Genomic DNA, 15,730 nt, shown 5'->3' on the forward strand with positions numbered 1-15,730 from the left:
AGGGCATTGGCAGCAAGATTTTTTTGTGGTATGATTGCCTTTAAATCCAGCAGTGATCGAGGTTTCGGTTCGGTCTGCTGGAGCTTTGTCCCCTCTTAGAGGGGATTACAACCTGTTGCTACGCCGGATGTAGCGCCCTCCGGCTGGAGCTTTGTCCCCTCTTAGAGGGGATTACAACAAGCGACGATTTCCGCTTGTCGCGCTGCCGTGCTGGAGCTTTGTCCCCTCTTAGAGGGGATTACAACCGGGTCGTAAACCTTCAGGTGCGGGTAGCACGCTGGAGCTTTGTCCCCTCTTAGAGGGGATTACAACGACAGCCGCGCAGGATCGATCACCTGCAAGGCTGGAGCTTTGTCCCCTCTTAGAGGGGATTACAACTGGGAGCCTAAGCCATGTATGGGATTCTCGGCTGGAGCTTTGTCCCCTCTTAGAGGGGATTACAACGGAGGCAAGCGCCGCAAGGCGCGCCGCCGGGCTGGAGCTTTGTCCCCTCTTAGAGGGGATTACAACAGTCCGAACCCAGCAATCAGCATCGTCTCGAGCTGGAGCTTTGTCCCCTCTTAGAGGGGATTACAACTGCTGCGGTTGTATCTGCAATCGAAGGTCTGCTGGAGCTTTGTCCCCTCTTAGAGGGGATTACAACGCCGTAGGCGGCGCTTGCCCACCGGCGAAAGCTGGATCTTTGTCCCCTCTGAGAGGGGATTACAACTTGCCATACGTCAGCATCTAGCGATATAGGGGCTGGCTCTTCGTCCCCTCCGAGAGGGGATTACAACAGGCTGGACGGTGGTGCTTGCCCTCCCAAGCCGGCCGGATCTTTCCCTCCAAAGATGGGATTACAACTAACAGTCTGATCACTCGCGCGGCAGACCTCGCCCTTCAGGGCGGGGAAGGATAGCGCCCATAGATAAGCTTGACACCTTGCGATATTCGGTGTTATCATAACGCAATGAAAGTCCAGCGTGCGTATCGTTACCGCTTTTATCCGACGCCTGAGCAAGAGGAACAGCTTGCGAAGACGTTTGGATGCGTGCGTTCGGTATACAACTGGGGGCTTGAGCGGCGCACGCGGGCGTTCTATGAGCGCAAGCAGCGCCTGTACTACAAGGACTTGGCTTTGGCGCTCACCGCGCTGAAAAAAACCCCTGAGCGCGCTTGGTTGAACGAGGTGAGCAATGTCGCGTTGCAGCAGGCATTACGGCATCTCGATCGCGCATTCGCGAATTTCTTTGCTGGGCGAGCTGCATACCCGACGTTCAAATCCAAGCGCGATGCGGTACAGTCTGCTAGCTACATGCGCAACGGCTTTACGCTGCGCGACGGCAAGCTGACACTCGCCAAGCAAGATAAGCCGCTCGATGTGCGCTGGAGCCGTCCGCTGCCCAATGGGGTGCAGCCATCCAGCGTCACGGTTACGCGCACATCTGGTGGGCGCTACTACGTCTCTTTGCTAGTGGAAGAGGACATCGCGCCTTTGTCGCAGACGAATGAGCGTATTGGGCTGGACTTCAACGCTGGCGCGATTGTGGACTCCAAAGGGCGCGTTCACCGACTACCGCAACGTCTCAACGATTTGGAGGCACGCAAGCGCCGGTATCAGCGTGCGCAACGGCGCAAGATCACCGCGGCCAAGGTGCGCATGGGACTGGAACCCAACGCGCCACTACCCAGAGGCGCTCGCCTGCCGGTGTCCAACAACTTGAGAAAGGCCAGTCGCAAAGTTGGTCGCGTGCAGGAACATATCGCTGCGATCCGTAGCGACTGGCAACACAAACTCACGACCTCGATCGTGCGCGAGAACCAAGTGATCGCGATCGAGGATCTAGCCTTGCGTGGCATGACGGCAAGTGCGCGGGGCACGCCAGAGAAACCCGGCAAACGCGTACACCAGAAAGCTGGCCTAAACCGGGCTGTACTCAACATGGGGTTTGCCGAGCTTCGTCGGCAGCTTGAGTACAAGGCACAGTGGTATGGACGAGAAGTCATTGCGATCGACCGCTGGTATCCAAGCAGCAAACGGTGTTCTGCGTGTGGCTACGTATTGCCCAAGCTGGCCTTGTCTGCACGCAAATGGACGTGCCCGGCCTGTGGTCAGGCGCACGATCGCGACCTGAATGCCGCGAAAAACATCCTGGCTGCTGCGCTTGCGATCAAGGCGGGCGCGGCAGCTCTGAGGATCGACGAACCCAGGGACTCTGGGGGGTAGCCTGTGGAGCGGTGGCAGCGGGCGCAGCAGTGTCTGTTGCGTAGTGTGCGCCGCAGTGAAGCAGGAATCCGTGCTCGCAAGGGCGCGGCGGCCATGCACCGATAGCATGGGAATCCCGGGCCTTTAGGTCGGGGAGGATGTCAATCCTGGCAAGCACCTTCCTTGCGCGGTATATCCCGCCGCGCCACGGCCATCCATCATCCGTGCTGCCAGAAGCACAGCCCGCTACACTTTCTCTCCGCTCCGCCTATCGTCACATCGACACGGCGCACAGTAAACCGCCAGTGCACCGCCAGTAACAAACGGCACCAGGCCGCCGCTACGAAGCCATGCAGTAAACCGCTAGTGCACCGTCAGCAACCGACTCGCAGCAACTCTCTCTGAGTGGCCGTCAGAGAGTGCACTTGTAGAGAACCGTCAGTGCTACGCAACGCATGCCACACAAACCGGCCCATGATAACTTGAATAATGTTGTATGTTGTGGTAGTATCGTATTAATACATAAAAGATCGTACATGAAAGAGTTGCTTCTACTCGTGCGCGAGACCATCGTGCGAGCTTTTGAAATCGCGACGTTTCGGTCTGTCGGTGCCGACCTTCCGAACGCGAGGGGCTTTGCCATGGCGGTATCTGTCTTGTCAGCCGCGTTCGTCGCTGGCGAGCAACTGGCGCGCGGCCACGGCATCGCAGGGATGATCATCATCCCTGCTGTCTGGTTGTTCGTGATCTGGACGGTTTCGCGGGTAGAGGGACAGATCGACTATCGCATCGCTTCAGCCTTGCTGCTCGGATCGATTCCTGTGTGCGTCATTCTGGTACTGGTCGCCGGCAGCGAGCCGATGGAGTGGATTGTTTCTGCATGGGGCGCTGTGGTCATGCTCAACGTTCTTGCAAAGCAGCATAAGCAGTGGATGTGATGGCTTTAACGAAAGAAGACATTTGGGCGGTCGCTGACCGTCTTGACGCGGAAGGCAAAACGCCGACCCTGGCAGCCGTTCGTAAAGCGCTTGGCAGCGGGAGCTTCACCACGATTTCCGAAGCCATGCGCGAGTGGCGTGAGCGGAAGAAGATGGTCGCGGACAGGGCGCAGGAGGCCGGCCCCATGCCGCCCGACCTGGACGATGCCGTCAGCCGCTTCGCCCAGGAAGTCTGGGTGAAAGCCACGGAGATGGCGAAAGCGGAAGTGGCGAAGCTTGTGCACGAGTATGCTGAGGCCAGGAAAGAATGGGACAACGAACGGCAGGAGCTGGAAGCGGTGGCCGAGGATATGTCATCCGCCTTGGATGAGTGTCATGCGCAGATGGAAGAGGATCGGGCGGCATTCAACGACCTTGTTCGCCAACGCGTCGAAATGGAAGCGTTAGTGATTCAACTAAAGGAGCAGGTGAGGGAGAACGAGGCGCGAATCGAAGAGCTGCGCCAGGAAAACCAGCGCCTGCATGATCTGTTACGGCATATAGGCAAAGGGGAAGCGTGATGAAAGAAAAACTGGCTTACTGCGAGACGTTCGAGGAGCAGGCTGAGTGGTGTCGCAATGCTTTGTTGGCTGGGAAGACGCTCACGTATCCAGGAATTTTCCTAGGTGGCGGCGATCCAGACAGGATTATTCGACATCTTCGGAGAAAGGTTGGGATGCCAATCAAAACCGTTTATGTGAAGACGATCGATGCGGCGGGGACGGTGCATCCCCGAACGCTGGCATGGAGGCTTGAAGAGGTCGACTCTAGCCTTGCCTAATGTGTTCAATGGTGCATAAATGAGCACCAAAGGCGGCGCCTGAAAATAGAAGAACGAGAATGGATGCCAATACCAAAAGGGGCTACGACCTCATCAATCGCCGTCGCAAGCAGTGGGCCAATGAGGAAGAGGTGCGCCACGCATGGATGAAGGGGCTTGAGGAGGCCTTGCAGATCGACTTGGACGCGGAGAGAGCCAAGCGCGACTCCAGCCACAACAACGTCATTATCGAGTTCAAAGGCCCAGGCCTCTTCAAGGGCAGTGAGGCAAGCCCGAAGTTCATTGAGGCGACCGAAGGTCGTCTCTTGAAATACATCTCCCGCTTGGCTGATGAGCAAGGGCTGGATGAGAAGGACTATATCGGTATTGCCATCGATGGCGATCATGTGGGCTTTGTTCAAGTCCAAGACGGCAAGATCGTTCGCCAGCCACTGATACCGTTCTCGCCAATTACCTTCCAGATGGTGGTCAATGCGCTGAGAGCAAATTTCCGGCGAGCCATCACATCGGAGAACCTTGTCGAGGACTTTGGGCATCTATCCGAGACAGGCCGCGAGTTCATGCAGGAACTGTCCAATGCTCTTGCTGACGCTCTTGGGCAGCCCGGCAACAGAAAAATCAAGATGCTCTTCGAGGAATGGGCAACTTTGTATGGACAGGCTGCTGACCTCAGCAGTCAACAGCGCAAGAAGATCAATGGGTCGTTGGGATTTGACTTCGTAGGCCCGGCCGGCATTAATTTGTCAGCCAAGCTTTTTGTTATCCACACTTTTCATTCTCTGCTAATGAAGCTGATCGCGGCCGAGATAGTGGCTGCACATGGCATGGCATCAAGCACCTCCCTGATCCATGAGCTACTAGCTCTCGGAACGGACGAAGCTCTGATTGAGGCCCTACGCTCGGATGTCGAGAACGGCGGATTCTTCAACGCGGTCGGCTTGCATGGCTTCGTAGAAGAAGCCATCTTTAGTTGGTATCTGGATGCCACAACCAAGAAGGCGATCCGCACGTCGATATGCTTGGCGATTCGCACCTTGCTGGCTCAGCTTTCGGTCTATCGCTTCGATACCATCAAGAAGACCGGTCGCTCGCGCGATGTTCTGCGTGACTTCTATCAGGACTTGGTGCCGGAGGAATTGCGCAAGAGCATTGGCGAGTTCTACACGCCGGACTGGCTGGTCGAGTACTCTGTGGCTAAGCTCGGATACGCACCAAGTAAGTGGTGTTCTGCTCGCATCCTGGACCCGACATGCGGTTCGGGGTCGTTCCTTCTGGAAGTCATTGAGCGCAAGCGTGAGGCAGCTTTAGCGGTTGGCTGGACTGCCGAGCAGACCGTGGACATGCTGACCACGACGGTCTGGGGCTTCGACATCAACCCGCTGGCTGTGCAAGCCTCTCGCGTCAACTTCCTGATCGCTATCGCAGACCTGTTGCAGCAGTGCAAGGGTAAAGACGTTGAGATCCCCGTCCTCTTGGCTGATGCGGTGTACTCCCCTGCCCCCCACCCTGACGGCGATCAAAAAGTGGTTGAGTACAACATTGGCAGTCAGCAAGCAAATCTGCGAGTTGTTCTACCCGCCGACTTGGCGCGTGATCGCGTGTTGCTCGACAAAGTATTCCGGCTCATGGGAGAAGAGGTTGAAAACGACACTGAATTCCCGCCCGTCTCTAAGGCGCTGGTGAAAGCCAAGATACTGAGCGAGGCGCAGGCCGATGAGTGGAATGACCACCTCAAGACGACCTATGACCAAGTGCTCGCACTGCATCGACAAAACTGGAACGGCATTTGGTTCAGGATTGTGCGCAACTTCTTTTGGTCAGCTACTGCCGGACACTTTGATGCCATTGTTGGTAATCCGCCTTGGGTTCGATGGTCGAATCTCCCAGAGGCATACCAGAACCGAGTTAAGCCCATCTGCGAAAAGTACGCCATTTTCTCGGACACCAAGTTCCACGGTGGCAACGAATTAGACATTTCCGCCATCATTACCTACACGACGGCTGACAAGTGGCTGGTCGAAGATGGACGGTTGGTGTTTGTCATCACGCAGACGTTGTTCCAGTCGCCTTCGTCGCAAGGCTTTCGGCGCTTTCGCATCAATGCAACCGACCGCTTGGTGCCTATCTCCATCGATGACATGAAGGGGCTAAAGCCGTTTCCAGACGCGGCGAATAAAACGGCAGTCGCCATGTTCACGAAGAAGATATGGGGCACGACCCGCTATCCGTTGGACTACCGTGTCTGGCTTGGCAAGCCCAAGACCGACAATGCAGGCAACCCCAAGAAGGGACACGGCGGTCAGGTGGCTCGCTTGAAGGCAATCGACCCACGTCTACATCTTGCAGAAGTGGCGGAGCTTGTGGATGTGATTCAGATGGAAGCCAACCCCGTCTCGCAAACTATGGATGGGGCCCCTTGGGCCATCATGAAGCCTGGGCGCTTCGCCGCATGTCAGTCGATGTTTGGCTCCTCTACTTGGGTCAACGGCCGCAAGGGCATCACGACTGACCTGAATGGCGTCTATTTTGTGGATGTCATCGACTCGAACCCTGCAACAAAGACGGTCAAGGTGCGAACTCGGCCACATGAAGGTAAAACAGACTTGGGGCAGCCGCGCGAATTCTGGGTTGAGGCTGAGGGCCTGTTTCCCTTGGCGAAGGGCGCAGGCGACATCCATCCCTGCTATTTTCTTCCGGAGAACACGCTCTATGCGTTTGTGCCGAATAAGGGCATTGACCGGGCGTCGTTGGAAAGCGCTGCTGCGCGTTACAACAGCCATACGAATCCAAAGACATTTAGGTTTTTCAAAGCCTACCAGTCGTTTTTGGAGTCGCGTTCCACCTTCAAGACGCGCATGAAGGGTGCTCCGTTCTTCGCAATCTACAACGTGGGTGACTACACCTTTGCGCCCTACAAGGTCATTTGGGCCGAGATGACGGGCGATTTTTCTGCGGCCGTCATAACGTCTGGGTATGTGCCGGGCTGCGGGCCGCGTGTTTATGTCCCTGACCACAAACTCTACTTTGCCGACTTCTACCAGCCGGAGCCAGCATTTTACTTGTGCGGTTTGCTGCACTCGGAGATCATCAAGGAGATGATTGAGGCTCATAACGTGGCAACCAATATAGGCGACATCTTCAAGCATGTTAATCTTCCTGAGTATGACGCCAGTTTGGCCGAGCACAAAACGCTTGCTGAACTAGTGCAGCAGGCCCATCAAGAGCATGACTCTAAGAAGCGAGCCAATGTAGTTGCCAAAATCAGAATTGCGGCTGACGAAATCATTGAAGCTGAAATTGCTCGTCGGCGGTGATGAGTTCGATAACGAACACAACCACAACATCGACGTTGAGATGCTAGAAATGCCAACATCTTGCCCACACTGACTTTGGTGAGACTGCCTTCCTTAATCACCACGGCCATGCTCAATCTCCAAGCGCCATGTAACGGTCGGCCTGCGCGAGCGACTCATCGAGTGCGACGATTGGCTCCACCTCGGCCAATCGATCCGCCTGTGACAACGACACGCCGTCATCGCCGGAAGCCAGCGCGAAAAACCTAGCGCCAACAGAACGTGCGGCTAGCTCGATCTCCAGCTCCCGCAGTAAAAACAGGCTGTGCGTGGCCAGAAACACCTGAATGCCTTGCGCCGGCAGCGCCACGATGCTTTGGGCCACCACGCGCACGAGCCTGGGATTGAGGTTCGTTTCGGGTTCATCCCAGAACAAATATCCCTTGTCGAGCAACACCCCCGTGCTGATCAATCGAGCCAGCATCGCAATCTTGCGCAGCCCTTCCGCAACCAGCGGCATCTCCATCCGCCCCTCGCCAGGAATTTTCAAATAGAACCGGCCCGTGGCGGAATCGACATCGACCCAACCGCCCATGGCCTTTTCCATGGGCTCGAGCATTTGCGCGATACGCTGCTCGCGCGGGCCGCGCAATGCTGGTGCCCCGAGCAGGGAGACCGTGTCACGCCAGGTCTCCTCGAACTCCAAGTGATAGTTGTCGTAGAGCGCGACGAACCACGGTGCAAGCGTGACCAGTTCGCGCGTGGGCAAGTAGGCGGGGGATTTATCCAACCGCTTCCGTGGAGGCTGGGTGACTTCGACCTGGGATTTGGCATTGGTCGCAAATCCAACCTTTGCATCAAGTGCTGCGTCGTCGAACTGCAAGGCCAGTTCGCATCGTGTCCGCCCTTGTTTGCGCCGGGCGAGTCTTCCTAAACTCTCGGCGCGGAAAACGCGGACAAGCTTTTGCGCATAGGCTTTTTCAAGCGCAGACTTGGTGAGATTCATGCTGTCGGCCTGCACTTTGAGAAGAGAATAAACCGCCTTGAGCACGTGGGTTTTGCCCGTGCCATTCTCACCGATGATCACATTCAAGCCGGGGCTGAACTCCCACGTTCCATCAGGAACGGTCGTCAGGCTCTGAAAGCTGGTGTTCTTCAGCATGTTGCGGCCCTCGATCAAATCTCCAACTGGCCTTGCGCGCCGATCATACCGGCCTCGTTGGTCGCCTGCTCGATGCCGCTCCAGGCGGTGACCAGTTCGTTGTAGGCGCGGGCGTCTTCGGCCCAGCCCTTCCGCTCGCACAGGGTGTAGAGGCGGTAGGCGAGCGCCCGAATCGGCTCGGCGCGGCTTGGCATGCGCGCCAGGAGCTGGCCGGCTTCGGTCTCGCCGTGCTGGTTCAAGGCGCGGATCAATTGGTGCAAGGCTTCCCAGACCGGGGTGCGGGCATCCCGCTCCGGCGACCAGTCGGCGGGGTATTCGGCCAATTTGAGCAGGCGCAGCTTGCCGCCGCCGCTTTCCACCACGCCAGCTTCCTTCAAGCCGTCTACGCTGGTGCCCTTGGCGCGCGCCAGCACGTCGGCCTCGCCATACTTGCCCTCGGCCCAGTCCTGTTGCTCGAACCAGTGCAGGCAGAACTGGGTGTCGGCATCGAAATCGTCTTCGGCCAGATAACGGTTGATGAGCTGCAGCGCGGTTCTGACGGACATGGGCGTGCCGTTGGCCTCGAGCACCGCGGCGTATTGCGAGAAGATCGCCATCCCAGGGCCGATGATGGCCTGGGAAAGATCCACCGGCGCCACCGGCGAGTTCACCCCGCCGCGGGTCACATGGCCTCGAGCGCCTCGGGCAGCACCGCGTTGAGCTCGCGCACGAACTCGCGGCGGCTGGCCACCGGCGCGTCCGCCGGGCGTGGACGGCAGACGAGCACGACAATGCTTTCTCCGGTAAAGGAGTTTCCGGCTTCCATTCTGGCTTTGCCTGCCGCGACATCGCTCGCTCCCTGCAAAACGCGGTCAAGGTGCGGTGCCTTGACAGCGCAGGCCTGCGTCACCATAATTGCTCCCGTCAACCCCGCCGGAGATAGCATCTCCGGCCCGACGCCCTCCCCGTGAGGGCGTCTCTGTTTCCGGGCGCAGCCCAAGCTCACAGCGAGCCCTCCGCCGCCGTGGCGCGCGCCAGCATCGCGTCCAAGTCCAGGTTGATGCTGGTCACCGCCCAGTCGGGCTCTTTGGTGAAGGGCTTGCGCACGTAAAACGGCCCCTCATGGCGCTCGCCGTCCACCAGCACGATGGCGAGGATGAATTTGTCGGCCTGGTTGAGGCCATAGAGGATCTCGTTGCGGGTGACGGTGAGGGTGTTCTGACCCTTGGCGCGGCCTTTGACCTCGATGTGGCGGCTCTCGGGGATGCGCCCGTCGCGCGCGGGTGGCAGGCTGGTGATGTCCCAGCCGCACTTCTGTGCCGAGACGTCGATGACTTCATGCCCCAGGGCGCGCTCGGCATCCATCACGGCCTGCATGGCGATGCGCTCGATGCGGGCGCGGACGGCGGCGTCGGCCGACCATCCGGGTTCGCCCTTGCGCTGCAGCAAGAAGCCAACGGGGATCACCAGCACACCGCCAGTCGCACCGCCCGTCGAGCTTCCTTGACTTTGATCAATCCTCCCGGGCCTAAAGTCAGGGTTTGCCGCGCGAGTGATCAGTCCGCCACGCCACGCCAGAATTCTTCTCCGATCTCATCCAGGGGAAATGTGTGCGATCTTCCTGCGCGAATCTCGCCAAGGCTTTTCTCGGCGAGATACAAATCTTCGAGGTCGCCCAGGTATTCGATGATAGCCTCCCTGGCACAGGAGGTCTTGGTTCGACCTGTGGCCTTGGCCAGCGCTTCAAGACGGGCTTCAACTTCAGCAGGCAGTCTGATGGTGAGCATGTTCCCTCCTCGATCTGGTTACGATTTCTTGATGGCGCTATTCAGGTAGGACAGCGCCTTCATGACGCAGCCCGCTTCGTGCCGGATCGCAGCCAGAGCATTCTCGGTTTCTATCACCTTGTCCTTCTCCCAATCTTGGGCGTATTTCAGCAGCTTGCTCAAGTTATAACCACGCGCTCCACGAGGCTTTGCGATGTATGTCAAAAACGCGCGTCTGTTTGTTTTAGGGCCATGCCACTTCTTGTCGTACCACTCGATCGACAGTGACAAACCTTGCTGACGCGCCCTTGGTTTGAGCGAGCTCTTCTGCGGCCAGTCCTTCTGCTTGTTCATCTCGCTTGCGAATCGATAGTACTCATCGACCACTTCCATGGCGCGTTCGTAGAGTTCGACCATGTGTCTTTCCAGGGCATCTTTTGCTCCGACTAGCGCGTTTTCGTTACTCATCAACAATACTCCTTATTCCTTATCTTTAACAAATTGGAATCCGATCGCCATTCCTTATATAGCCAAATCAATGAAAGTCGTCATTCAAGCCTTCATTTTTTTTCCACCTCCTTAAATTAAAGGAACCATACCGTTGTTTCCTCACCATAATGGTGAGGAATCGGCCAAACAAGCATATTCCGGCTTTCCGTGTAGAAAGACAAATCGCGTTTCCTCACCATAATGGTGGGGAAAGCGCGCATAGATTCCTAGCCCAGATTCTGCATCGATTCGAAGCGCAGGTCGCCATGTACCGGGGTCTTCATTTTTTCCACCTCCTTAAGTTAAAGGAACCATACCGTTGTTTCCTCACCATAATGGTGAGGAATCGGCCAAACAAGCATATTCCGGCTTTCCGTGTAGAAAGACAAATCGCGTTTCCTCACCATAATGGTGAGGAAGACCATACATCAACACCCATCTTTTTTTTCTGCTTAATAGTGCATTTCTGTGCGCTTTTCGTCCGAATTTTTCTTCCTCTGCTTGCTATGTTTCTGGCGGTGCGCTGGAGGTGTAGTCAGGCGCTCTGGCTGGCGCATGTCACAGACAGTGCACTGGCGATTCACTGGAATACCTAACCTCACCGCCAAGGCGCGGCTTGTTACTAGCAGTGCTCTAGCGGTGCTCTCAAAGGAGAACGACTTGAACATTCTTGGCATCGACATCGGTTACTCGAATCTGAAGCTCGCCTATGGCTTGAAAGGCGAATCTCCCAAAACCCATCTTCGCCCTGCCGGGGCCGCGCCCGCCGACAGGTTTGGGTCGCGCTTCGATGGGAAGGCGCACGATGACTTCCTGCATGTGATGGTGGACGGGCAGGAATTCATCGCTGGCGTGTCTCCTGATCGCGCGGAGATGTGGAGCCGCTCTCTTCATGCCGATTACCCATCCAGCGCGTCTTACAAGGCACTGTTCCACGCTGGCCTTCTTCTCTCCGAGATGGATAGGATCGACATGCTCGTCACCGGGCTGCCTGTGTCCCAGTATCTGGACGAGGCTCGCAAGCAGGCCGTGGCCGAGCAAATGCAAGGGACTCACCAGGTCACCGCCAAGCGCACCGTAACGGTCGAGAAGGTCAGAGTCATCCCGCAACCGGTTGGTGGGCTGCTCGACTACATCTCCCAGGAAGATGCCGACATCGAGGACGCGCGGGTGCTGGTGATCGATCCGGGGTTCTTTTCGGTCGATTGGGTTGTGATTGCCAACAAGGACCTGCATCGCCAGTCTTCCGGCACCAGTCTCAATGCTTCCTCTGTCGTTTTGGAAGAGGCTTCCAGGCTGATTGCCAAGGATTACGGCTCGTCGGTCAATACCGAAACCTTGGAAAACGCCGTCCGGGTCGGCAAACCCACCGTGCTCGTTCTTGGTTAGCGAGTTGAGCTGGCTCCCTACATCGAGCAGGCCGCGAAGACGGTCGGTCCGGTCGTCGTCGAATCCATCCAGAAGTCGCTACGGACAGAAAGCAAGATGGCTGACCTCGTGGTCCTCGTCGGGGGCGGAGCCATGTTCTTCCGCGAGGCCGTGCAGAACGCGTTTCCACGTCTGACCGTGGTCACGCCGAAGGATCCTGTGTTCTCCAACGCTCGTGGATTCTGGTTGATGGGGGTGGCTTTGTGAGTGGCATCCGGGTCGTTCTCACCGTCACCCCCGCCAGTCCTGAGCTTTTCGCGGCGTTGCAGGAGGTGCCGGCGCGGCTACGGGCCGAACGTGTCAGGACGCTCGCAACGCTTGGGCTCGCCGCCGTGTCTGGCGTGATCGGCAGGCCGGCCATTGGCCCGGCCACCGAGGCAGCTCCACAGGCTGTAGAGCCTCCGAATCGAGCACTGAGCTTCGCCAGGTCGTTGGGAGGTGGAGGGTTGTGAACTGGAACATTGGAATGCCTCCGAAAAACATGCTGGTCGCGCTCGTTGTGCGCAAGTGGCTAGTTGATATCGGTGGCGGCCTGAGAATGAGTTTCATCGCGTCGGATCCTGTCGAGCATTTGGAGGTGATCGAGCGTAATTTCTTTGAGTGCCGAGAAGTCGAACCGTCGCAGACTGTGAGAATGGGTCGAATCGTTGAAGATAGTGACGGCCTGGTCGTGCTCGACGAGGAAGGCGATCAAGCCGATTTCGAGATTACTGCGATCCTTGCTTGGGCACATGTCCCTTCGTTTGCCATGGATCAGGCAGCGGCCAAGGAAACAGAACTTCTACTGCGTCGAGTGCAAGGTCGTTTGGACTGAACGAATCATGCCGATTCGCCAAGAGAATAAAGATCGTTATCCTGCCGACTGGGCGCGTCGCAGCCGGTTCGTGCGCTTTGTCCGGGCACGGAACCGTTGCGAGTGGTGCGGTGCCGAGAACGGTAAACCGCACCCGGTGACCGGTAGCAAAGTGGTTTTGACCACGGCCCACGTGTTCGACCACAGGCCTGAAGCAGCCAGTTTGCTGAACTTGGCCGCGCTCTGCCAGCTTTGCCACAACCGCCACGACGCAAAAATGCGCCGCGACGGGAAAAAGCGTCGACACGAGATAGAGAGCGGACAGCTTTCCTTGTTCTAACTGCAATGCCTTGTGTCGATCGAAAAGTAGGCCGCCATCACATCGCCTTTTACCGGGGGTGGCTCCAGGGTCTCGAACTCAGAGACATGGCCGACCGCTACCTCGAAACAGGACTCGACCTGCGGCTAGCCAAAGGGACGCTCACTTGGCTGCGCGATACCCTGAGCCAGGCGGCGCTCAGGCAGGGCAAGCGCGGTGAGGCGCGATTGCTGCGTCTCCATCTGGCACCCAACCCGCAGGCCGCTACACCAGCCGTTCCATCGCTAGACGATTTCCGAGCCGAGCACGATCCGGACGGGTTCTATCGAGAAGAAGAGCTGATCAGGCTGTACTTGGAGACGTTCCCCCAGGCCGCCGACCGGAAAATCCGTCAGCGCCAACGCCTCATGGAGCGCCAACTGAAAGCGCTCGATGTAATCGAGCGGCTTCTCGCCACCGACCCCGTGCCGGGGGATCTGGTCTCCGCATGGTTCGACAAGCCTGTTGCCGATCGACTGGTTCTTGCCGGCATTCCGACCATCGGCGCCCTGCTGGAGCGAATCCGGGAACGCGGATACCGTTGGTGGATCACCGTGCCCAAGCTCGGGGAGAAAGGCGCTGCCCGGATCGTCGCCTGGTTGCGTGGATATGAGTCGTCCTTGGGGCCATTGCCGGACCATGCGACTGCGCCGGTTCGCAGCCTACCCGTCTCCATGCTTACCCAGATCCGCGTCCGTGAAACCGCCATCGTGCCCATCGAGGTCTTCACGGCACCACAGGAGCTCGCCGGCGAGACGGGTTCCAACAGACATCCAGGACGGCCACGCATTCAGGCCACCAATGACCATCAGGCCATCGAGTCCTGGCTTGCCACGAAATCGGGTAGCCCGAACACGTCACGGGCCTACCGCAAGGAAGCCGAACGGCTCCTTCTCTGGGCCGTGATCGAGCGCGGCAAGGCGCTTTCCGATCTCGGCGTCGAGGACTGCGCGGCCTACCGGAACTGGCTGTCCATGCTTGGACGGACGAATCCGGAACAGTGGCCGTTCCGGATTCCACAGGGTGAATGGATTGGTCGCCGAAACACGCCGCGATTCAGTCCCGCTTGGCGACCGTTCGACGGCCCGCTGTCGGCATCGAGCGTGCGCCATGCGCTCACCATCATCTCCGGTCTCTTCGAGTGGCTCGTCCAGGTGCAGTATTGCGCCTTCAATCCCTGGAGCGCCGTGGGCCGGAAGCTGGCCGCAAGCCCAGACACACCAGATGACGTGGAATTGACGCGGGTGTTCTCGACCGGCCAATGGGACTACCTGATGTCTTTCCTCGACGCCTTGCCTGCGGACGATGCGACTTCACGGCTACGTTTCGTGCTGCCATTCGCCCAGGCCACTGGCCTGCGTCTGTCGGAGCTCGTGGATGCGAGCATCGGGCGTCTCTATACCATGCCGCTCAAGGATGGCCTGGGCGTGCGCTGGATGCTCAAAGTGCTGGGCAAGGGCGGCAAGTGGCGGGCCGTGCCCTTGTCCAGCCGGGTCATGGATCGCCTCCGGGAATACCTTGCATACCGAGGCCTCGATCCCGATCCGCTCGCCAATCCGCCCGAGACGCCCTTGATTTCCCGGCTTGGAAGCCAGGAGCCCGTGACGGGAAGCGCCTTGTACAAGACGCTGCGGACGGTATTCCATCAGGCAGCAGAAAGCCTGGCGGCGGATGGCAAAGACCAGGAAGCCAAAGCCTTCCGCCGGGCGACCGTCCATTGGCTGCGGCATACCTGCGGCGCGCATCTCGCGTCGAGCGGCGTGCCGGTAAATCTGTTGCAAAAGCTTCTGGGTCACGCGAGTCTGGCGACCACCAGCATCTACACGGAGACGGACGATGAACGACTGTGGGCAGAGATTGAGTCACGAGCTTGAGTGTCGGCTGTGCCCCAGGCTTTCCGCAAGCCGCACCAAGATCGTCTTTCCTACGCCCTCCCCGCCGGGCGGTCTGCTCGCGGTCGGGGAGGCGCCTGGTGCAGAGGAGGACAAGCTGGGCGAGGGCTTTGTCGGCCAGGCTGGCCGCACGCTCGATGCCCTGCTCGTCCAGCACGGACTGGAGCGAAACCGTGATTATGGCGTAGCCAACATCATCCGTTGCCGTCCGGATGGCAACCGGAAGCCGGACAAGACCGAGATCGCCGAATGTCTGCCAAGTCTTGCGGATTTCCTGCTGGATGTCCGACCAAAGGTGCTGTTGCTGGTCGGCTCCACTGCGACGGAAGTCTTTCTAGGTTCTGGGCCGCTCTACTGGCAGATCGAGCGATCCAGAAAATCCCCGGCGCTGCTTGCCAAGGACGCGCACCCCATCCTTCAGCCCGCGATCCGGAGACTGCATGGCTCTGCGGGCGGAATTTTTGCCATTCCCATGCCGCACACTTCCGGCATGGCGTGGAACCGCAAGTCACCCAGCGGTGAGTTGTGGCGTGAGATTGGCAGACGACAGGTCGAGTTGGCCGTCGAGTGTCTGGAGAGTGCGTGTGCTAATTGAGTACAGGACGGATCGGCGCGGCTACACCCTAT

At 58.3% G+C, this 15,730-nt stretch carries 14 protein-coding genes, 2 pseudogenes and 1 CRISPR repeat array; of the genes and pseudogenes, 11 read left to right on the forward strand and 5 right to left on the reverse strand.

What is annotated here, in order from left to right:
* Positions 1 to 76: 76 nt before the first annotated feature.
* A CRISPR array of direct repeats spans positions 77 to 776; the repeat unit is 36 nt; unit sequence GCTGGAGCTTTGTCCCCTCTTAGAGGGGATTACAAC.
* Positions 777 to 949: 173 nt separating this feature from the next.
* The 5 genes from EL335_RS13675 to EL335_RS13695 all read left to right on the forward strand — a co-directional run bounded on the left by EL335_RS13675 (position 950) and on the right by EL335_RS13695 (position 7,257).
* Positions 950 to 2,206, forward strand: a complete 1,257-nt coding sequence (locus EL335_RS13675; protein WP_126448216.1) for an RNA-guided endonuclease InsQ/TnpB family protein — start codon at positions 950 to 952, stop codon at positions 2,204 to 2,206.
* Between the two features lie 515 nt (positions 2,207 to 2,721).
* Positions 2,722 to 3,123 (forward strand): hypothetical protein, encoded by a 402-nt coding sequence (locus tag EL335_RS13680; RefSeq protein WP_126448218.1) that lies wholly within the window; start codon positions 2,722 to 2,724, stop codon positions 3,121 to 3,123.
* Entirely contained in the window at positions 3,123 to 3,683 is a 561-nt protein-coding gene (locus EL335_RS13685) for a DNA-binding protein (protein WP_126448220.1), read from the forward strand. The genes EL335_RS13680 and EL335_RS13685 overlap by 1 nt, the downstream gene beginning before the upstream one ends.
* Entirely contained in the window at positions 3,683 to 3,943 is a 261-nt protein-coding gene (locus EL335_RS13690; RefSeq protein ID WP_126448222.1) for a hypothetical protein, read from the forward strand. The genes EL335_RS13685 and EL335_RS13690 overlap by 1 nt, the downstream gene beginning before the upstream one ends.
* Before the next feature lie 59 nt (positions 3,944 to 4,002).
* Positions 4,003 to 7,257, forward strand: a complete 3,255-nt coding sequence (locus EL335_RS13695; RefSeq protein ID WP_126448224.1) for an Eco57I restriction-modification methylase domain-containing protein — start codon at positions 4,003 to 4,005, stop codon at positions 7,255 to 7,257.
* Positions 7,258 to 7,369: 112 nt separating this feature from the next.
* On the opposite strand, the gene EL335_RS13700 is transcribed toward EL335_RS13695, so the two are convergent.
* The 5 genes and pseudogenes from EL335_RS13700 to mobI all read right to left on the reverse strand — a co-directional run bounded on the left by EL335_RS13700 (position 7,370) and on the right by mobI (position 10,611).
* Entirely contained in the window at positions 7,370 to 8,398 is a 1,029-nt protein-coding gene (locus tag EL335_RS13700) for an AAA family ATPase (protein WP_126448226.1), read from the reverse strand.
* Between the two features lie 14 nt (positions 8,399 to 8,412).
* Positions 8,413 to 9,173: pseudogene (locus tag EL335_RS13705) on the reverse strand (DUF8807 domain-containing protein); the annotation flags it as partial.
* A 206-nt stretch (positions 9,174 to 9,379) separates the two neighbouring features.
* Positions 9,380 to 9,856: pseudogene (locus EL335_RS13710) on the reverse strand (protein NO VEIN domain-containing protein); the annotation flags it as partial.
* 77 nt (positions 9,857 to 9,933) lie between these two features.
* On the reverse strand, positions 9,934 to 10,164 hold the full coding sequence (gene relB / locus EL335_RS13715) for a type II toxin-antitoxin system RelB family antitoxin (RefSeq protein WP_126448228.1): 231 nt from the start codon (positions 10,162 to 10,164) through the stop codon (positions 9,934 to 9,936).
* 18 nt (positions 10,165 to 10,182) lie between these two features.
* On the reverse strand, positions 10,183 to 10,611 hold the full coding sequence (gene mobI, locus EL335_RS13720) for a conjugative transfer protein MobI(A/C) (RefSeq protein ID WP_126448231.1): 429 nt from the start codon (positions 10,609 to 10,611) through the stop codon (positions 10,183 to 10,185).
* A gap of 681 nt (positions 10,612 to 11,292) precedes the next feature.
* Here mobI and EL335_RS13725 point away from each other — a divergent pair.
* The 6 genes from EL335_RS13725 (at position 11,293) to EL335_RS13745 (ending at position 15,698) form a co-directional block, all read left to right on the forward strand.
* Positions 11,293 to 12,021 (forward strand): ParM/StbA family protein, encoded by a 729-nt coding sequence (locus EL335_RS13725; protein WP_284155519.1) that lies wholly within the window; start codon positions 11,293 to 11,295, stop codon positions 12,019 to 12,021.
* A gap of 21 nt (positions 12,022 to 12,042) precedes the next feature.
* The gene (locus EL335_RS14530) at positions 12,043 to 12,267 is read left to right on the forward strand and encodes a hypothetical protein (protein WP_348541433.1); all 225 of its coding nucleotides are present in this window, start codon (positions 12,043 to 12,045) and stop codon (positions 12,265 to 12,267) included.
* A gap of 259 nt (positions 12,268 to 12,526) precedes the next feature.
* Positions 12,527 to 12,874: a hypothetical protein gene (locus EL335_RS13730; RefSeq protein ID WP_126448233.1), complete on the forward strand. Its 348-nt coding sequence runs from the start codon at positions 12,527 to 12,529 to the stop codon at positions 12,872 to 12,874.
* 7 nt (positions 12,875 to 12,881) lie between these two features.
* On the forward strand, positions 12,882 to 13,193 hold the full coding sequence (locus EL335_RS13735) for a hypothetical protein (RefSeq protein ID WP_126448235.1): 312 nt from the start codon (positions 12,882 to 12,884) through the stop codon (positions 13,191 to 13,193).
* An 86-nt stretch (positions 13,194 to 13,279) separates the two neighbouring features.
* Positions 13,280 to 15,085, forward strand: a complete 1,806-nt coding sequence (locus tag EL335_RS13740; protein WP_284155521.1) for a site-specific integrase — start codon at positions 13,280 to 13,282, stop codon at positions 15,083 to 15,085.
* Positions 15,048 to 15,698, forward strand: a complete 651-nt coding sequence (locus EL335_RS13745) for a uracil-DNA glycosylase (RefSeq protein WP_126448239.1) — start codon at positions 15,048 to 15,050, stop codon at positions 15,696 to 15,698. The genes EL335_RS13740 and EL335_RS13745 overlap by 38 nt, the downstream gene beginning before the upstream one ends.
* Positions 15,699 to 15,730: the final 32 nt, after the last annotated feature.

Origin of the sequence: Sulfuricystis multivorans, assembly GCF_003966565.1 — a bacterium.
In the GTDB taxonomy this organism is placed as follows: domain Bacteria; phylum Pseudomonadota; class Gammaproteobacteria; order Burkholderiales; family Rhodocyclaceae; genus Sulfuricystis; species Sulfuricystis multivorans.

What these genes read in the sequence shown, in the direction of transcription:
- EL335_RS13675 (WP_126448216.1), top strand. Translation starts at nt 950, where the DNA reads ATGAAAGTCCAGCGTGCGTATCGTTACCGCTTTTATCCGACGCCTGAG.
- EL335_RS13690 (WP_126448222.1), top strand. Translation starts at nt 3,683, where the DNA reads ATGAAAGAAAAACTGGCTTACTGCGAGACGTTCGAGGAGCAGGCTGAG.
- relB (WP_126448228.1), bottom strand. Translation starts at nt 10,164, where the DNA reads ATGCTCACCATCAGACTGCCTGCTGAAGTTGAAGCCCGTCTTGAAGCG.
- EL335_RS13700 (WP_126448226.1), bottom strand. Translation starts at nt 8,398, where the DNA reads ATGCTGAAGAACACCAGCTTTCAGAGCCTGACGACCGTTCCTGATGGA.
- EL335_RS13680 (WP_126448218.1), top strand. Translation starts at nt 2,722, where the DNA reads ATGAAAGAGTTGCTTCTACTCGTGCGCGAGACCATCGTGCGAGCTTTT.
- EL335_RS13695 (WP_126448224.1), top strand. Translation starts at nt 4,003, where the DNA reads ATGGATGCCAATACCAAAAGGGGCTACGACCTCATCAATCGCCGTCGC.
- EL335_RS13730 (WP_126448233.1), top strand. Translation starts at nt 12,527, where the DNA reads ATGCCTCCGAAAAACATGCTGGTCGCGCTCGTTGTGCGCAAGTGGCTA.
- mobI (WP_126448231.1), bottom strand. Translation starts at nt 10,611, where the DNA reads ATGAGTAACGAAAACGCGCTAGTCGGAGCAAAAGATGCCCTGGAAAGA.
- EL335_RS13745 (WP_126448239.1), top strand. Translation starts at nt 15,048, where the DNA reads ATGAACGACTGTGGGCAGAGATTGAGTCACGAGCTTGAGTGTCGGCTG.
- EL335_RS13685 (WP_126448220.1), top strand. Translation starts at nt 3,123, where the DNA reads ATGGCTTTAACGAAAGAAGACATTTGGGCGGTCGCTGACCGTCTTGAC.
- EL335_RS13740 (WP_284155521.1), top strand. Translation starts at nt 13,280, where the DNA reads ATGGCCGACCGCTACCTCGAAACAGGACTCGACCTGCGGCTAGCCAAA.
- EL335_RS13735 (WP_126448235.1), top strand. Translation starts at nt 12,882, where the DNA reads ATGCCGATTCGCCAAGAGAATAAAGATCGTTATCCTGCCGACTGGGCG.